The sequence below is a fragment of the Dictyobacter kobayashii genome, assembly GCF_003967555.1.
GTDB classification, from domain to species: Bacteria; Chloroflexota; Ktedonobacteria; order Ktedonobacterales; family Ktedonobacteraceae; genus Dictyobacter; species Dictyobacter kobayashii.
Genome location: NZ_BIFS01000001.1, coordinates 3,272,391 through 3,289,240, shown reverse-complemented (window position 1 = coordinate 3,289,240; position 16,850 = coordinate 3,272,391). Strand labels below are relative to the sequence as shown.

Below are 16,850 nucleotides of genomic sequence, written 5' to 3'. Positions count from 1 at the left end.
TTTCACTACACCACGGGAATCACGATTGCTCATTGTGACTTTTTTCATAGGGAGGTGAATAACATGTCTGACTTACCTCATCCAGATGGAATGCCCGCTATTAGCGCCCTGGCCACCGAGACCAGTAATCCGGCCACCACTGACATCGATCGCATGAGTCCATTAGAGATTGTTCAGGCCCTTAATGCGGAGGACGCGAAAGTGGCGCGGGCGGTTGAACTGGTGCTGCCGGCCATCGCACAGGCTATCGAGGCGATCGCAAAACGCATGCGTCAGGGCGGGCGCCTGATCTATATCGGTGCTGGCACATCGGGCCGCCTGGGTATCCTGGATGCCTCGGAATGTCCCCCTACCTTTGGCACTGCGCCAGATCAGATTGTCGGCTTGATCGCTGGTGGACCCATTGCGACCGCTAATGCGGTTGAAGATGCTGAGGATAGTCCCGTGGCTGGCCAGGCCGAACTGGAACAATTGCGCCTATCGAGCACCGATACAGTAGTTGGGATCGCGGCCAGTGGTCGCACCCCCTATGTATTGGGAGCCATTGAGTATGCCAGAAGCCAGCACGCACTGACCATTGGCATTGTCTGTAATCAAGCCTCTCCCCTTGAGCAGCAGGTAGATATTCCCATTATTCCCCTGGTCGGACCCGAGGCGATCACAGGTTCGACCCGCCTGAAATCTGGTACCGCCCAGAAAATGGTTCTGAATATGCTCAGCACAGGCACTATGGTTCTGCTCGGTAAAACCTATGGCAATGCGATGGTCGATGTGATCGCGACCAACTATAAGCTGGAGCAACGCGCCAGCAGCATTGTCCAACGGGCAACTGGCCTGGACCGAGAGCAGGCGACGGCCCTTTTGCGCGCCACCAACGGGGAGACAAAAACGGCGATTGTCGTTGGTCGCTTACATGTCTCTCCCGAGGTCGCGCGCGAACAACTGGCGGCCCATGATCATATCTTGCGTACCACACTTGAGGCAATGCAATCATGACGATGTATGACGATACTCCACTACAGGCTACCACTTCGGCTGAAAGCTATTATTTAGGGGTAGATGGTGGGGGCAGCAAGACCCTGGCGGTACTGGTCAATGCACAGGGCGAAGAGGTTGGACGTGGCCTGGCCGGTAGCTCGAATTATACTGGCGTGGGATTAGAGAGTGCCGTCTCCAATATTTATGCGGCGGTTCAACAGGCCCGCAACGTTCTCGATCCTCACAGCCCAATCGCGAAGGCCTGGCTGGGTATTTCTGGGCTCGACCGGCCAGCCGATCACGCCGCGCTAATTCCGCTGTTGAAGGACCTGGCGGCAACGGTCTATCTCACAAATGATGGGGAACTGGGATTAAGTGTGCTACCTGACGCCGTCGGTGTGGTGTTGATCGCGGGTACGGGCTCTATTGCGCTGGGTCGCAATGCAAGAGGCCTGACCGGCCGCGCTGGCGGCTGGGGCTATCTACTGGGTGATGAGGGAAGTGGCTATGCACTGGGCATCCAGGCCTTACAGGCCGCCGTCCGCGCAGCCGATGGTCGCGGACCGAGCACGATCCTGCTGGAACGTATTTTGCAGTTCTGGCAGTTCCAACAGCCCGAGGAGCTGATTGGCGCAGTTTATCTCAATACAGATAAAGCGCAAATCGCGCGCCTCTCAACCTGCGTCTTGCAGGCCGAACGCGATGGGGATGCGCTGGCCAGCGCAATAGTGCAGAATGCGATCACCGAATTGGTGCTGGTAGTTAGAACGGTCGCCGCCAAACTTGATTTTACAGTTGAGCAAGCCTTGCCCTGGCATTGGGTGGAGGATTAGTGCTTAACGAGACCAGTTTTCGGACCCGCTTCCTCGATCAATTAGGCAAAATACAACCGGTAGGCCCGTTGGTCCACATTGAGCAGCCTGCCTTGAGCGCGGCCCGCACAGTGATTCATTTAACCGGCTTCCAGAATTAGATTCGTGTATAGACAAGGAAGAAACAAGCTATGCAACATCTTACCGATGGTCTGAGCCTTGAAGAACAGATCGGCCAGTTATTTGTGGTTGGATTTCCCGGCCCAACGGTGACCCCTGAGATCATTGAGCTGATCCAGCGTTATCACGTAGGCGGCATTGTGCTATTTAAGCGCAATCTGCAAAATATACAGCAGATTCAAGAGCTGACACAATCGCTGCAGCGGATAGCACGCGCGGCCGGCCAGCGCTATCCGCTCTTGATCAGTATCGATCAGGAAAATGGCATGGTGCGCCGCTTTGGCGATAGCACGACCGTTTTTCCGGGAAATATGACGCTGGGAGCAATCAATTCGACGGCATTGACGCGCGAGGTGGCTCAGGCCACGGGTCGTGAATTGAAGGCCCTGGGCATCAATATGAATCTGGCCCCGGTAGCGGATGTCAATAATAATCCGGCTAATCCGGTAATTGGTATCCGTTCATTTGGCGAAGATCCACAGCAGGTAGCCCAACACATAGCTGCAATGGTTCAGGGCTACCGCGATACTGGCGTGATTACCAGCCTGAAACACTTTCCTGGCCATGGCGATACCGCCGTCGATTCGCATCTGGCCCTCCCCAGCCTCCCTTATACACTCGAGCGCCTGGAGAGCCTGGAGCTCTTACCATTCTATGAAGGGATCAAAGCCGGGGCAGACAGCATTATGATAGGACACCTCTATCTGCCTGCATTGATGCCAGCTAATGAGATGCTGCCAGCGACGGTCTCGCCCGCCATTGTACGTGAGCTCTTGCGCCATAAACTGGACTATAAAGGACTGATCATTACTGATTGCATGGAGATGAATGCGGTTGCTGAAACCATTGGCGTTGAACGTGGCGCGCTCATGGCCCTGCAGGCGGGCAATGACCTGATATTGATTTCGCATCAGTACACACGCCAGAAAGGTGGCATAGAGGCCACCAGGCAAGCGCTGGAAACAGGTGAGCTGGCAGTACAGGATATTCAGGAAGCCTGTGAGCGTGTCTTAAAGCTGAAACAGCAACTGCTCTCATGGGATGACCTTCCGACAGCTGAACAGCTGGCAACGATTAGTCGGCCCGACCATCTTGAGTTACGTGATCGCGCCTATGCCCTCTCTACGACCGTGGTACGCGATGAACAACAGCTCCTACCGCTTGCTCTTAATCCAGATCAACGTGTGCTTGTAACTATCTTACAGCCATCCACCTATACCTTTGCAGCCGATAAAACAGAGGCCACCCAGTCATTTGTAACAGAACTGCGCAAACGACATGCGAATATAGAGAGTTTGACTATTACAGCACAAAATGTTGTAGAAACCATGCAAGGGATTGACCAGAAGGTTAGTGATTTTGCTATGATTATAGTAGTGACAGTGAATGCAAATCTGGATCGCTATCAAGGAGATTTTGTCCGACACTTGCTGCAATACGGAAAACCTGTCGTGGGACTGGCTGTTTATAATCCATACGATTTGCTGGCCATGCCTCAGCTGGAAACCTATCTGGTTACATATGAATGTACACCACCGGCATTGCTAGCGGCGGCGCGCGTGCTCTTTGGCGAGATTGTCGCCCAGGGGCAACTTCCTGTTAGTATCCCTGGCTTGTATGCTCTGACTTCGTAATCTACTGCTTAGATCATGCTAGATAGGACACACAAAATGCAAGTCACAACTGAACACATTCAGCATTATGACGCGAACCGCGATGCTGCGGACGTCTATGCGCTCTGGCAAGCTGCCCTCTCATCTGTATGGCCTCTGACTCAACCACGCTTGCAAAAAGTGCTTCATGGAACCGAACCGCAGCATTTTGTGGCCCGCATCAACGGCCAGATCGTTGGTTTTGTTGCCACATTCAAACGCTCCTATGGTGCAGAAAAAGTAGGGCAACTGGCCGCCCTGCTGATTCATCCAGATGCACATAGACAAGGGATTGGTAGCGCGCTACATGATGCGGCCCTGGATCATTTTCGCTCCAGTGGCCTGAAGTCGGTACGCCTGGGTAGCGTCAGTCCACGCTTCTGGTGCGGTGTACCCGATAATCTTCCTGCTGCCATGGCCTTCTTTCAAGCAAAGGGCTGGGATCTCTCCGCTACTGTCTATGATCTGGCACAGGATTTGACAGCATATCGGACCCCTGAACGCATCATTGAGCGTTTAAACACGGAAAAAATCACGATTACCAGTGCAAAGAGCCAGAATGTTACGGATGTGCTGACCTTTGAGGCTAAACATTTCGCTAACTGGCTCCCTCAGTATGAGCAATGTGCCGACCTTGGTGATTATCGTGACTTGCTGGTGGCACGGGATGAAGATGGTCGTATTCTGGGTACGCTGATTATGTACTCACCCCAATCACATCCTGAACGCACCGATATGATCTGGCAGGATCTACTGGGAGAGACCGCCGGGGCCATGGGAGCCGTGGGCGTCGCCGAAAGCGAACGAGGGCGCGGCATCGGCCTGGCCCTGGTGGCCGGCGCCTCAGAAGTGTTGAAAGAACGCGGTGTGAAGAACTGCTTCATCGACTGGGTTGAATTAACCGATTTTTATGCCAAAGTTGGCTACGACAAGTGGCGCGCCTATCATCCCTGCGTGCGCGACATTTAAGTTACTGGAAACGGCAAGAAAGCCAGTAAAAAAGCTGGAGACACATCCTTGTGCCTCCAGCCTCGGGACTTGAATTCCGATAAGAGCATTCAATCCCCTATCGGTAGAGACGGATAGAACTTAGCTTGTATCAAAGGATCACCAGCTAGCACTCGGCTATGGAGTCAGCCGTTCCGCCAGGTACTTCAAGCTGATGGGATAGCGATATTCGATGGCGGAATGGGTGCCATCAAATAGCTCAAAGGAGACCTCGTTCACGCCGAGCTGCTTCAACACTTTATAGAATGCCCTGGCTCCCAGGTCCAAAAAGTATTGGTCTCGATTGCCAGCATCGATATAGATGGCCTTCATGCTACGCAAAGCATCTGCATGTTGCGGGCCATGCGCACCGGGTCCCAGGCCAGCCAGCGTTCCCACACCTCTGGAATCAGTTCCCCGGTCTCTAAATCATAGGGCAAGTGTACAGTGCCATCCGGATCAGCTGAATAACAGGCGGCCATACACCAATCGTTCATAGGCGCTTCATCACCTGGTTGGGTGAATGGGATACGATTGCGGAAGCTTTCCCAGAATTTCTCGTAGGAACCTTCATAGCGGCTCTGCAAGGTACGAATAGAGTGGCGAAAATCTGGTAAATAGCACATCTCAAACAAAGCATCGCCAGCATGTGTAGCCAGTCCGCCCCATAGATCGGGACGCAACATAGGCGTGATCATCGCGCCATAACCACCACTCGATTTACCGGCGATCCCCGATGCTCACGAGCAGGCAGGGTACGATAATGGGCATCGATCCATGGCACAATCTCATTACAGAGATAGGTATGATATTTCCCGGTCGCTGGCGAATCCACAAACTGACTACCGCCATATGAGGTCCAGCAATCTACCCATACAATAATACAGGGGGGCGCCTCTTTACGCGTAAAGAGCTCATCGGCCAGTTCAGGAAAATTCTTGCGAAATGCCGAACGATTGCGCCACATATCCAGCTGGCCCGTCAGCCCCTGGATCATATATACCGAGGGGTAGCGCCGTTCTGGCTCCTCATCATAACCGGGCGGCAAATAAATCCATAATGGACGCTGATAGGGATCGTGTAATGGATTATCTTTGAGGACCTGGCTCTCAAACACTACTTCATCAAAACGCCCGCTCAACGGTGCGGACCATGGCAACATAATATTCTCCTCTCATAGGTGCGTCTGTCACCTGTCACTAATTTCGTTATTATCTGTTCGACGCATATCCCCTTAAGCATAACATCCTTGCCTTAGCTCTGACAAAAAACGGGTCGAGAGCAGGGCTTTTTCATGTTCCTCTTTGGCGCCTGCGGCGCCGGGTTGGGAGTGTGGAGTGTGTTTGGTGGGCGGGCCGTGGTCCGCCCACCAAACACACTCCACACATGAAAGAATGTCTATCTTCTCGCTTGCTCGTGATCTCTGGACGAACATCAAAGCTTATGTCTGTATCCGAAAACCGCCAGCCACTATTTGATGTGTGAGGTATGATGAAGGCTACCAACCATCTTTGAAAGGCAGATACAGATGAAAGAACTACGCTACGACACACTCGACTCCCCGATTGGAAAGGTTGTGCTGGTAGTTGATGGAGAGAGGCTATGCTCCTTAGACTATTCAGATTATGAACAACGTATGCTAACCCTGTTACGGAAGCGCTATGGAGAGGTCCAGTTGACACGCGTTGCAGATCCCTGTGGTTTTAGTAGTCAGCTCCGCTCATATTTCGCAGGCGACTACCATTGCCTGGATACAATTCCAGTGAATACGGGAGCACAACCTTTCAACAAAAGGTCTGGTTGGCCTTACGTACCATTCCAGCCGGGACCACAAAGACCTATGGACAGCTGGCTATGCAGCTGGGTAAACCAACAGCCTATCGCGCAGTTGGGGCGGCCAACACCCTTAATCCTGTCGCCATTGTACTGCCCTGCCACCGTGTCATTGGCGCCGACACCTCTCTAACAGGCTACGCCGGCGGCCTGCAACGCAAACACTGGCTCCTACAACACGAAACCAGAAAAATCTAAAAACATACGGCCCGCGCCAACAGCACTCATACTCTATTTCTTCTGTTGGCACAAACCGTACGCTCGGCGTACTGTTCTCGCCAATAGCGCTCATACTCTATTTGTGTGCTGCAAGCAGTGCGCCGAGCGCACTGCTTGCAGCACACAAATAGTTGCGGGCGCGCCAGCGCACGTCCGCACAGCAGCGATACACCTAACTATGAATACAAAAAAAGGCCATATCCATGTTAATGATGGATATGGCCTTTGATAGAGCGCATCATACTTATTGACGCAACCTTAGCGGCGCGTGGGCTTCCCTGTTTGTGGATCAAGGAAAAGATTGCGATCATCCCCATCGCGATGTGCTGAGAAGTCAAACATGTTTGACAAACTACCAGCGATCGAATCGAAAGATTGATCACCGATGCGACCCAGCTGCCAGTTGTCTTCGATAAATTTCAAGATCGAGGACTGGTCAGTAAGTGTGTTATCGACGAAGTTCTGTTTGGCATATGGTGAGATCACCAGCAAAGGCAGGCGTGGGCCATAGCCACAGCGACCAGTATAAGCACCAGCTTTAGGTGTGCCACACTGTCCAGCTCCGGTTAAGGCATCGTTAGGATCATTAGACTGGCTCAAGATTGGTCCCATGACATGGTCGTACCAGCCATCGGAGTCATCATAAGCGATAACGACTGCGGTATTTTTCCAGGTAGGCAGCTTCTGCAAGCGATTGATGGTATCCACCACAAAATGCTGCTCATCCAATGGATCGGAATAACCAGCATGGCCATCCTGGTAGGCAGCGGCCTTCAGGAAACTGACCTGAGGCATATGACCAGCATCAGTAGCAGCCCAGAAGTTCTGCAGATCATACTGATGGTTTGCCTGGTCAGTTTTACCAATCATCGCAGTGGAAGTTGGTGGCAAATGCTGTGGATTGGAAGTAGATTTGTAGTATTGGAATGGCTCGTGGTGAGGAATATAATCCTTTACAGCGGTACCACCAATATTGTTATGGGTCGTGCCACAAACTACTTGTCCATTAGCGCTAGAGGATGGTGCGAAACCGCCCTCAAACCAGCCCCAGGTAACGTTTTTCGCATTGAGCAGATCACCTACGTTGGTGCCAGACATGGCAATGGTTGTGCCTTTGGCAGAGCAAGCATCATAGGTTGGATCACCATCGTTCAGGAAAGTACCATTGGAGGTCACCGGGTAGCCAGGATAACCGAAGTCTGCTGGCGTTGCACCATGGGTCTGTCCAGAAACCAGGTTCAGAGCACCAGGGGTCGAAGGGCCAAAGGTGGTTCCAAAGGAGTTATCGCTCATGGCATAGTGCTGGGCGTAGTTCCATAAACCAGTGACGGTGTTGCCGTCGTAATAATCCATAACAATAGATTTATCTTTACAACTTCCACCACTTGCCGACTCCACAAATTTATCCATTAAACCGCGGTCAAAGGCCTTCTGCTCATCCGTGTAAGCATGATCCTGGTCACAGGTCAGAGCCTGTGAGCGATCCAGGCGCTGTGGGTTGGCCGCATTAGGATTGTTGGTAAGCAGACCACCCGTTAAACCATTCACTGTTGGCGTATTGTTTGCTGCCTTAAAAGTAGGCTCGCCAGCAGGATTGGTGGCATTAGGATATGTGCCAAAATAGTGATCAAAGGACACATTTTCTTGAAACAAAACAACCACATGCTTAATTGGTGTGGTTGTTTTTGCCTGTACAGCGGCATCCACAGGCGTGGGGCTCGAGGCCGCGTTAGCAGCAGCGACGCCACCCACCAGCACCGATCCTAGAGCCAGGATGGTAGCTGTTGTGCGCAAAAATTTAAACATTAATACATTATCCCCTTTTTTTAAATAGTATTACTTTATTCTATAGGGGCTCTACCAACAAGATGATAACATTCAATTATTAACTAAATGTAAATTCATGTTAATTTGTGCTTAAGTGTTCGCAATATTATATATTTATATATTTTATGTAACTTTTTTAGGCAATGCCTCTATTTTTGCTTCATTATGGTTGATTGAGGTGAGGTTTTGCGCCTGCGGCGCAAAACCTCAGGGTTGTGGTGGTGTGGATGGAAGCAGGCGGCCGCGGCCGCCTGCTTCCATCCACACGGGCAATTGAGGATAGGGGTACCTGCGGCCGCCTGCTTCCATCCACACGGGCAATTGAGGATAGGGGTACCTGCGGCCGCCTGCTTCCATCCACACGGGCAATTGAGGATAGGGGTACCTGCGGCCGCCTGCTTCCATCCACACGGGCAATTGAGGATAGGGGTACCTGCGGCCGCCTGCTTCCATCCACACGGGCAATTGAGGATAGGGGTACCTGCGGCCGCCTGCTTCCATCCACACGGGCAATTGAGGATAGGGGTACCTGCGGCCGCCTGCTTCCATCCACACGGGCAATTGAGGATAGGGGTACCTGCGGCCGCCTGCTTCCATCCACACGGGCAATTGAGGATAGGGGTACCTGCGGCCGCCTGCTTCCATCCACACGGGCAATTGAGGATAGGGGTACATATGGATATGGAGGCTGTTCACATACCCATATGCTGTTCTGCAATTATGCAGGGGTGGTTGGGGCCGCTACGTATGGGACCATCACGGGGCCTTCGGGGAGGATGGCGATGGTGGGTTGGGGCCCGTAGCGTTGAATGAGCTGGTCAAGGGTACCCTGCAGGTCTGGGGCGGGCAGTAGTTGGGCAGAGTGTACGACTTCATTGGGCAGACTGGAATGCAGATAGACATCAGCTTGAATCTGTACTAGAGCCTGCTTCTGAACCTGCCATTGATCGTGCATCTGGAAATCCGGCTGGTTGATCAATTCTAGTAGTGCAGCCGGATTGTCACGCATCTGTAATAAGGTTTTGAAGTTACCATGTTCGGGCAGGCCATCCCGGCACTCGGCGACGGCAATGATGGCTCCTCCCTGGCGTACAATCTGGGCTGCTGCCGTCATGCCTTTGACGCTCTGATAAAGATTCTGGTCGAGCGGATAGCCATTGTTGCTGGTAATCACAATATCAAAGGGTTTATCGACTGCTTGTGTGGCTGTGCGCGCAACCTCGGCACAACCGACATAATGGGCTCGAATATAGTCGCCAGCAAAAACTCCGGTGATATGCCTCTCCAGATCCAGCGTTACATTGACCAGGAATTCTGGTGGGCACAGTTTGACTGCATCTTGAATGCCCTGGTGAATGGGATTCCCTTCCAGCAAAGCCCAGGTCGAATGTTGATCTCCAATCAGGGGCGCGCTATGCAGGGCCTGGATGGTCTGGATACCGGCCAGGCCGGGAATAATCCCCTTTGGACCGCCAGAAAAACCAGCGAAAAAGTGGGGCTCAATAAAACCGGTGACGATCCGGAAGTCAGCTTCCAGATAGCGCCGATTCACCCAGATAGGGACACCAGATGCGCTGTCTCCCAGGGAGACTAATTCCTCCGGAGCAAAAGCATTGTGATTGACTATCTCAATGCTGTCTACAATCTCTTGACCCAGCATCCGGATCAACTCTTCACGTGTGTTGGCCCGGTGCGAGCCGGTACCATTGAGGATGACTATCTGGGAGCGGGGAATAAAAGATAGCTCTTCCAGCAGCCAGGGCACGATACGCTCGTTGGGAGTGGGGCGTGTAATATCCGAGATAACAATGGCCACATGATCATTTGAGCTCAACCGCTCTGATAGCGGAACGCTGGCAATCGGATGGCGCAATGCCTTGAGGAACGTTCCTCGCTCATCTTCCAACGGAGGAATGGGATGTGAATGTAACACTAGCGCCTGCTCTGGCACGGTAATGGTACGAGCAGCACTTCCATATGGAATCTGGACACGCATGAGCAATCCTCTTTTCAGCTATGCAAAGCCTATGAGCATACTTAACCGGCGAATTTATATTTGGCCAATCCCTTAACTTCAACCTTGACGCGAAAGAGATCACCCGACAGTGGATAAGCTGCTCTCTGATCCTCTTCTGGCAAGGCGGAGGTGATATACAATTCATCCAGATACTGGCCCCCAAAGGCCGGAGCGGTTGGACGCAATACTGGTAGCTGAATAACCTGGTCAACCTGGCCCTGCGGATCATAGCGCACCACTTTGGACCCATTCCAGTAAGCGCTCCAGATATAACCCTCGCTATCCACGGTCAGTCCATCCGGATCACCTTCTTCAGCTGGTGTTTCGACAAAAATACGGCGATTAGAGATAGTCCCAGTCTCAGCATCAAAATCATAGGCTACGATGGTATAAGTTGGTGAGTCAGTAAAATACATGGTTCGATTATCGGGACTCCAACCAATACCGTTAGAAACGCCAATATCGGTGATCATCGCATGTACAGAACCATCTGGATCTAACCGATAGAGCGTGCCACGCTCCTGCACATTCTCTCCATCAGCCATGGTACCAGCCCAGAAACGTCCACGGCAATCGACGGCACCATCATTGAAGCGCAGGTCAGGATTTTCTCCGAAAGGGCGAGCGATATAGGTAAGTTTCTTTTCCTCTTCATCCCACAGTGCAAAGCCTTTTTTAGTGGCCATGACCAGGCCACCAGAGGTTCGCAATGCCAGCACGCCAATCGGTACACCGACAGGAATAACATCGTGCTTATCTGACAGCGGGTCCAGTCGATGATAACAATCATTTTCAATGTCCACCCAGTAGAGGACCTGTTCATCTACACTCCAGACAGGTCCCTCCCCCAGTTTATTTCGACATGGTAATATATGCTCGACATTGCTCATGGTGCGACATCCTTTCAACCCCAACGCTGACACGAGATATAAAATCAATAAAATTAATAAAGTTAGCCGTGCTTAAGATATTCAGGCGAGCTCATTTGAATTATTGACATGCCTCACTATACTGGCGTGCCAGTGTGGTCAGTCCAGCCCAATCTTTGTTATTAACGATCTCTTTGCTAACAAGCTGGCTACCTACGGCTACAGTATAAGCACCAGCCTTTAAGAAAGCAGCACATGTCTGCAAATTAACGCCCCCGGTCGGGACCAGTTTGAGATCAGGCAATGGAGCCAGGACGTCTTTGAAATAAGTCGGTCCCAGTTGACTGGCTGGAAAGACTTTGACCAGGGAGGCACCAGCCTTCCATGCGGTCCAGATCTCGGTTGGGGTATAAGATCCACACACCACCGGGATAGCATGTTCTTTGCCCTTCTCAATCACATCCAGGGCCAGGATCGGTGTGACGAGGAATTGCGCACCGGCATCAATAGAGGCCTGCCCCATCGCTCCGTCCAGGACCGTACCAGCACCAACGATTAAGCGCTCGCCAAACTCGTGCCGCACCTTTGTAATGACCTCGTTGGCCTGCGCATTGGTCAACGTAAATTCAAGCGTGGTAATACCACCCTCTAGTAACGCGCCGCTGATCTCAAGCGCATCCTCAAGGTTATCTAAGCGTACAATAGCGATTGGCATACGAGGTTTAAGGGTTTTTATGCTTTGTTGTGACATAACAACAGTCCTTTTTTGTAGTTGTCTTCTGCAGTTAACTCATTATATCATGTACAAAAGTGTATCTAATCTGCTATGGGTTTGATGCTGGGCTTGGGGGAATAGAAGTAGATGTTAAAGGAAGGTGGCAGACTATGCCGGTAGATGTTGTTAGTTTCGGTGAAACGATGTTTCGCCTGACCACGACTGGTGGTAGCAGGCTTGAGATAGCACCAGCCTTGAATATTTATGTTGGTGGTAGCGAATCCAATACGCTGGCTAGTCTGGCCCGTCTCAATTATCGAGTCACATGGCTGTCAGGCTTGCCCGATAACCCAATGGGAAAACATGTGGAGACTGAGCTACGCAGTCATGGCATCGATACTGGCGCCATTAGCTGGGCGTCCGCGACTGCACGCCTGGGTACTTTTTACGTTGAGGAGGCACCGCTGCCACTTGGACTACAGGTCTACTATGATCGTGCCAATTCGGCCTGTGCCCTGATTGATCCTGAGGCGGTTGCATACAACATGGTAGATGAGGCACGCATGCTCCATCTTACGGGCATCACGCCGGCGCTCAGTGCCAACACACGGCAAGTTTTTCAGCGATTGCTGGAACGGGCTCAGGCCAGACAGGTACCACTCTCATTCGATGTCAATTACCGCGCCAAACTCTGGTCGCCAGGCGAAGCAACCAGACAGATTGAGCAGGCCTGCCAACAGGCGCGTATCCTCTTCTGTGCCAGCGCCGATGCCAGTGAGCTATGGGGCTTTCACGGGAACGCCGAGACAGTTTTACATCAGATGGCTGAGCGCTTTGGAATCGATAAGACGCTGGTATTAACTATGGGAAGTGAGGGGTCAGCCCAGCTAGACCATGGGAAATATGCCCAGGCAGCCATCTTCCCTACCGAGGGCAAGGCTCGCTTTGGTTCGGGGGATGCCTTTGATGCGGGTTATCTTTATGCATATCTGGGTGGGCCACTCTACCAGGATCTGGCAGCCCAACGCGGCAGCGCTGGTCTTACCCCCTCGAATTCGGCAACGCCCTGGCTACGCTTAAACGCTGCACCCCGGGCGACATCGCCATCTTTACCCCGTCCGACATTAAAGCCCTGATCCAAACAGAAACCAACAAACGCTTCCGCTAAAAGCACTTGTATCGCACCGGGCACAAAGCCTGGTGCGATACAAGTGCTTTTAATACTTCTTCATACATTTTTCGAGTAGTTAAAAAATAATATTAGCGATCCTGGCCGGTGGGGCGGATCAAGATCTCGTTGACATTGACACGCTCAGGCTGGGTTACAGCATAGACGATCGCAGCAGCAATATCTTCACTCTCTAAGGGGGTCAGCCCTTGCAACCACTCACCCTGCTGTTTTTTGGCATTCTCATCGGTAATATGGTCAGTCAATTCAGTCGCCACAGCCCCAGGCTCAATCACAGTCACACGGATATTATTTTTATAGCTCTCCTGCCTTAATGCCTCTGAAAACGCTACCACCCCCCATTTAGTGACATTATAGACGCCGCTACCAGCCCGCGCGACCCGGCCTGCCACGGATGAAATATTGACGATATGGCCTCTATTTTGTTCTTTCATAATAGGCAAAACAGCATGTGTGGTATACATCAGGCCCATGACGTTGATGGCTACCATACGGCGCCAGTCTTCAGTATTGGCACCATCGATCTGGCCCAGCAGCATCACACCAGCATTATTAACAAGGATATCGATACGGCCCAGCTTATTTTTGACATGTTTAACCATCTCTTTGACCTGCTGCTCGTCAGCGACATCTGCTACGATTGGCAAAGCCTGGCCACCAAGATCATGAATACGGTGAATAAGTTCCTGTAGGCGATCTCCACGTCGTGCCACCACAGCTACATGTGCTCCCTCGGCTGCCAACGAGAGGGCAGATGCTTCGCCAATACCTGATGATGCTCCGGTGATAAGGGCAACTTTACCCTGTAGTGAGTTTGCCATATATTATTGTAAACCTCTTCTGTACAGAATATATTCTCTAGCCTTTTAAATTCATCCATTGGATATATAGCTATAACACGAATAGAAGACGACAAAAGTTCACTGAGGGGATCAAATTAGGATACTTATCTCATTGGAACAGCTAGCTTTCTGTTATCTAGCAGATTCCAGTATGTTTTCGGCGTACAGATGAGGCAAACCTATGCTAGAATAAATATATGCTGAGAACAATTACCGCCACACGCTACGTGACCCCATTGCGAGAAGGAGGATCACTGCCAGCAATTGTAGAGGCCGATGACGATGGACTATATGTCCTGAAGTTTCGCGGCGCCGGTCAAGGCCTGAAAGCTCTGATTGCTGAACTGGTAGCAGGAGAAATAGCTCGCGCCCTGGGGCTTCCTGTCCCCGAAATTGTCTTTATGGAACTGGACCCGGTGTTGGGTCGTTCGGAACCTGATTTTGAGATTCAGGAGTTGCTGAAAGCAAGCGCGGGCCTGAACCTGGCGCTGGATTTTCTGCCGGGCGCCCTGGCCTTTGACGCCCTGGACACCGTCGATCTAGATCCACTGCTGGCCTCCTCTATCGTCTGGTTTGACGCCTTTGTGACCAATGTGGATCGCACACCCCGCAATACGAATATGCTCTGGTGGCATCGTCGTCTGATGTTGATTGATCATGGAGCCTCTCTCTATTTCCATCACGTCAACGCGGATTACATGGCACGTAGCCGCATCCCATTTACTACTATTAAAAGCCATGTCCTATTGCCGGTAGCAAGCAAGCTAGCGGAAGCTGATCAATCGGCAAGAAACCAGCTAGCAGCCGATCAGCTCAAAACGATTATCGATCTGATCCCAGAATCCTGGTTGGAACAGGATGCGACCTTTGCCACACCAACACTCCATCGACAAGCATATCTGAATTATCTGCTGGATCGCCTGGAGCATTCGTCAATCTTTGTAGAGGAGGCCCTGCGTGCCCGCGACCAGCTCATATGATTATGCCATCATCCGCATCGTGCCCGGCGTCGAGCGCGGTGAATGTATCAATGTAGGGGTGATTTTGTTCTGTCGCACTCGCCGCTTTCTAGGAGCCCGCATCCATCTGGATGAGGCTCGCATTAATGCGTTCGCACCTCACTTAGATTTAAAGGCGGTCCAGATTCAACTTGATCATCTACTACTTGTCTGCTCAGGCAAAGAGGGGAGCGGCCCCCTTGGTCAGCTTTCTCAATCTGAACGCTTCCACTGGCTGGTCTCGCCACGAAGCACAATTATTCAAACCTCGCCAGTCCATTCAGGACTCTGCCAGCAGCCTGAAAGCGCACTCGATAGCCTGCTACAAAAATTGGTGCTCTAAGCATCTCCAGCATGCACACGAGATTTCTTCCGGGCTTTTTACTGTTCGGCCAGAGAGAGCACTAACAAGCGATAAGGGATCCATTATTTCAGATGTGGAGTGTGTGTGCTCGGCGGCCGCAGCCTCCTCCCTCCTGCAAACATGGAGAGTACGAGCAAACGAGAAGATGCCCATTCTTTCAGGTGTGGAGTGTGTGGTGGGCGGCCGCAGCCGCCCATCACACACTCCACACGCCCAACCCGGCGCCGCAGGCGCCAAAGAGGAACATTAAAAAATCCTGAGATTTCTTTTGTCGATTTGGCATTGTCCTCTACTCTGCGATAAGCTATAGGGAAACGATGATGATAGGATGCAATTCCAGAAAGGACAATGAAATGCATTATCGTGCACTTGGACGCACAGGTTGGAATACCTCTGAGATTGGCTTTGGCTCCTGGGGTATCGGTGGCGATGCCTGGGGACAAACAGATGATACCACCGCATTGGCGGCTTTACATAAAGCGATCGATGAAGGTGTCAATTTTATTGATACTGCCGATGTCTATGGCGATGGCCATTCGGAACAGCTGGTGGCCCGGGTACGCAAGGAGCGCAGCGAGCCTTTGTTTATTGCCACCAAAGCTGGTCGCAGACTGAATCCGCATGTGGCCGCAGGCTATAACAATATTCAGAACCTAAGAGGCTTTGTGGAACGCAGCCTGCGCAACCTGGATGTTGAGGCATTGGATCTATTACAACTCCATTGTCCACCATCTGAGGTCTATGATATCCCAGAAGTCTTTGGCCATCTGGATACCCTGGTTCAAGAAGGAAAACTCCGCAACTACGGCGTCAGCGTTGAGAAGGTTGAAGAGGCACTTAAAGCTATTCAATATCCTAACGTGAAAACGGTACAGATTATCTTCAACATCTTCCGGCTCAAACCCGCTGAAGAATTCTTTGCCGCCGCTCGTGAGCGTAACGTTGGCATCATTGTGCGCGTCCCACTGGCCAGTGGTCTCTTGACCGGCAAATTCAAGGCAGATACGCAGTTTGGCCCCAATGATCATCGCAATTACAACCGTCACGGTGAATCCTTTGACCAGGGCGAAACATTCTCTGGCGTTGATTATGAGACTGGCCTGCAGGCAGTCGAGGAATTGCGCGACCTGGTTCCAGAAGGGACCACGCTAGCCCAATTCGCCTTGCGCTGGATTCTCATGTTCCCTGAGGTTTCGACCACTATTCCGGGAGCTAAAAATCCAGATCAGGCCCTCAGCAATACCCAGGCCTCAAATCTGGCTCCTCTGAGCGACGAGACAATGCGCCGCATCCAGGAGCTCTACGACAGCCGCATCCGTGCCCAGGTTCATTCTCGCTGGTAAACCAGTCATTGCTGCCATTAATGTT

16 protein-coding genes and 2 pseudogenes are annotated in these 16,850 nt (G+C 51.8%); 11 read left to right on the top strand and 7 right to left on the bottom strand.

Annotated features, from left to right (window positions below; all coding sequences use genetic code 11):
* Positions 1 to 63 precede the first annotated feature (63 nt).
* The 5 genes from murQ to EL645_RS14435 are packed head-to-tail and all read left to right on the top strand — an operon-like array spanning position 64 to position 4,591.
* The gene (gene murQ, locus EL645_RS14450; RefSeq protein WP_218031841.1) at positions 64 to 996 is read left to right on the top strand and encodes an N-acetylmuramic acid 6-phosphate etherase; all 933 of its coding nucleotides are present in this window, start codon (positions 64 to 66) and stop codon (positions 994 to 996) included.
* A complete protein-coding gene (locus EL645_RS14445) occupies positions 993 to 1,811 on the top strand; it encodes a BadF/BadG/BcrA/BcrD ATPase family protein (protein WP_126551152.1) in 819 nt (272 codons plus the stop codon). The genes murQ and EL645_RS14445 overlap by 4 nt, the downstream gene beginning before the upstream one ends.
* Positions 1,811 to 1,951, top strand: coding sequence for a hypothetical protein (locus EL645_RS39295; protein ID WP_161977371.1), 141 nt, complete (start codon positions 1,811 to 1,813; stop codon positions 1,949 to 1,951). Before EL645_RS14445 ends, EL645_RS39295 begins: the two co-directional genes overlap by 1 nt.
* 30 nt (positions 1,952 to 1,981) lie before the next feature.
* Complete coding sequence (locus EL645_RS14440; protein WP_126551150.1) at positions 1,982 to 3,604, top strand: glycoside hydrolase family 3 protein; 1,623 nt, start codon at positions 1,982 to 1,984, stop codon at positions 3,602 to 3,604.
* A gap of 36 nt (positions 3,605 to 3,640) precedes the next feature.
* On the top strand, positions 3,641 to 4,591 hold the full coding sequence (locus EL645_RS14435; RefSeq protein ID WP_161977370.1) for a GNAT family N-acetyltransferase: 951 nt from the start codon (positions 3,641 to 3,643) through the stop codon (positions 4,589 to 4,591).
* A 156-nt stretch (positions 4,592 to 4,747) separates the two neighbouring features.
* Here EL645_RS14435 and EL645_RS45425 read toward each other — a convergent pair.
* Positions 4,748 to 5,771: pseudogene (locus EL645_RS45425) on the bottom strand (alpha/beta hydrolase).
* A 366-nt stretch (positions 5,772 to 6,137) separates the two neighbouring features.
* Here EL645_RS45425 and EL645_RS45420 point away from each other — a divergent pair.
* A pseudogene (locus EL645_RS45420) lies at positions 6,138 to 6,317 on the top strand (methylated-DNA--[protein]-cysteine S-methyltransferase); the annotation flags it as partial.
* Between the two features lie 35 nt (positions 6,318 to 6,352).
* The gene (locus EL645_RS40015; protein ID WP_281276304.1) at positions 6,353 to 6,640 is read left to right on the top strand and encodes a methylated-DNA--[protein]-cysteine S-methyltransferase; all 288 of its coding nucleotides are present in this window, start codon (positions 6,353 to 6,355) and stop codon (positions 6,638 to 6,640) included.
* A 279-nt stretch (positions 6,641 to 6,919) separates the two neighbouring features.
* On the opposite strand, the gene EL645_RS14420 is transcribed toward EL645_RS40015, so the two are convergent.
* From EL645_RS14420 to EL645_RS14400, 5 genes are all read right to left on the bottom strand, one after another.
* Complete coding sequence (locus EL645_RS14420) at positions 6,920 to 8,467, bottom strand: phospholipase C (RefSeq protein ID WP_126551146.1); 1,548 nt, start codon at positions 8,465 to 8,467, stop codon at positions 6,920 to 6,922.
* A 184-nt stretch (positions 8,468 to 8,651) separates the two neighbouring features.
* Positions 8,652 to 9,137 (bottom strand): hypothetical protein, encoded by a 486-nt coding sequence (locus EL645_RS14415; protein WP_126551145.1) that lies wholly within the window; start codon positions 9,135 to 9,137, stop codon positions 8,652 to 8,654.
* Between the two features lie 69 nt (positions 9,138 to 9,206).
* The gene (gene larA / locus EL645_RS14410) at positions 9,207 to 10,484 is read right to left on the bottom strand and encodes a nickel-dependent lactate racemase (protein WP_126551143.1); all 1,278 of its coding nucleotides are present in this window, start codon (positions 10,482 to 10,484) and stop codon (positions 9,207 to 9,209) included.
* Between the two features lie 41 nt (positions 10,485 to 10,525).
* Positions 10,526 to 11,395: an SMP-30/gluconolactonase/LRE family protein gene (locus EL645_RS14405; protein ID WP_126551141.1), complete on the bottom strand. Its 870-nt coding sequence runs from the start codon at positions 11,393 to 11,395 to the stop codon at positions 10,526 to 10,528.
* A 100-nt stretch (positions 11,396 to 11,495) separates the two neighbouring features.
* A complete protein-coding gene (locus tag EL645_RS14400) occupies positions 11,496 to 12,125 on the bottom strand; it encodes a bifunctional 4-hydroxy-2-oxoglutarate aldolase/2-dehydro-3-deoxy-phosphogluconate aldolase (RefSeq protein WP_170207715.1) in 630 nt (209 codons plus the stop codon).
* A gap of 134 nt (positions 12,126 to 12,259) precedes the next feature.
* Between EL645_RS14400 and EL645_RS14395 the strand changes: the two genes are divergently transcribed.
* Positions 12,260 to 13,225 (top strand): sugar kinase, encoded by a 966-nt coding sequence (locus tag EL645_RS14395; protein ID WP_126551139.1) that lies wholly within the window; start codon positions 12,260 to 12,262, stop codon positions 13,223 to 13,225.
* 124 nt (positions 13,226 to 13,349) lie between these two features.
* Here the strand turns inward: EL645_RS14395 and EL645_RS14390 are convergent, their stop codons facing one another.
* Positions 13,350 to 14,099 carry an SDR family NAD(P)-dependent oxidoreductase gene (locus tag EL645_RS14390; RefSeq protein ID WP_126551137.1) on the bottom strand — a complete coding sequence of 250 codons (750 nt, stop codon included), beginning with the start codon at positions 14,097 to 14,099 and terminating at the stop codon, positions 13,350 to 13,352.
* 218 nt (positions 14,100 to 14,317) lie between these two features.
* Between EL645_RS14390 and EL645_RS14385 the strand changes: the two genes are divergently transcribed.
* The 3 genes from EL645_RS14385 to EL645_RS14375 all read left to right on the top strand — a co-directional run bounded on the left by EL645_RS14385 (position 14,318) and on the right by EL645_RS14375 (position 16,825).
* On the top strand, positions 14,318 to 15,100 hold the full coding sequence (locus tag EL645_RS14385; RefSeq protein WP_126551135.1) for a HipA family kinase: 783 nt from the start codon (positions 14,318 to 14,320) through the stop codon (positions 15,098 to 15,100).
* A complete protein-coding gene (locus EL645_RS14380; protein ID WP_126551133.1) occupies positions 15,078 to 15,461 on the top strand; it encodes a DUF3037 domain-containing protein in 384 nt (127 codons plus the stop codon). Before EL645_RS14385 ends, EL645_RS14380 begins: the two co-directional genes overlap by 23 nt.
* 374 nt (positions 15,462 to 15,835) lie before the next feature.
* The gene (locus tag EL645_RS14375; protein WP_126551131.1) at positions 15,836 to 16,825 is read left to right on the top strand and encodes an aldo/keto reductase; all 990 of its coding nucleotides are present in this window, start codon (positions 15,836 to 15,838) and stop codon (positions 16,823 to 16,825) included.
* Positions 16,826 to 16,850: the final 25 nt, after the last annotated feature.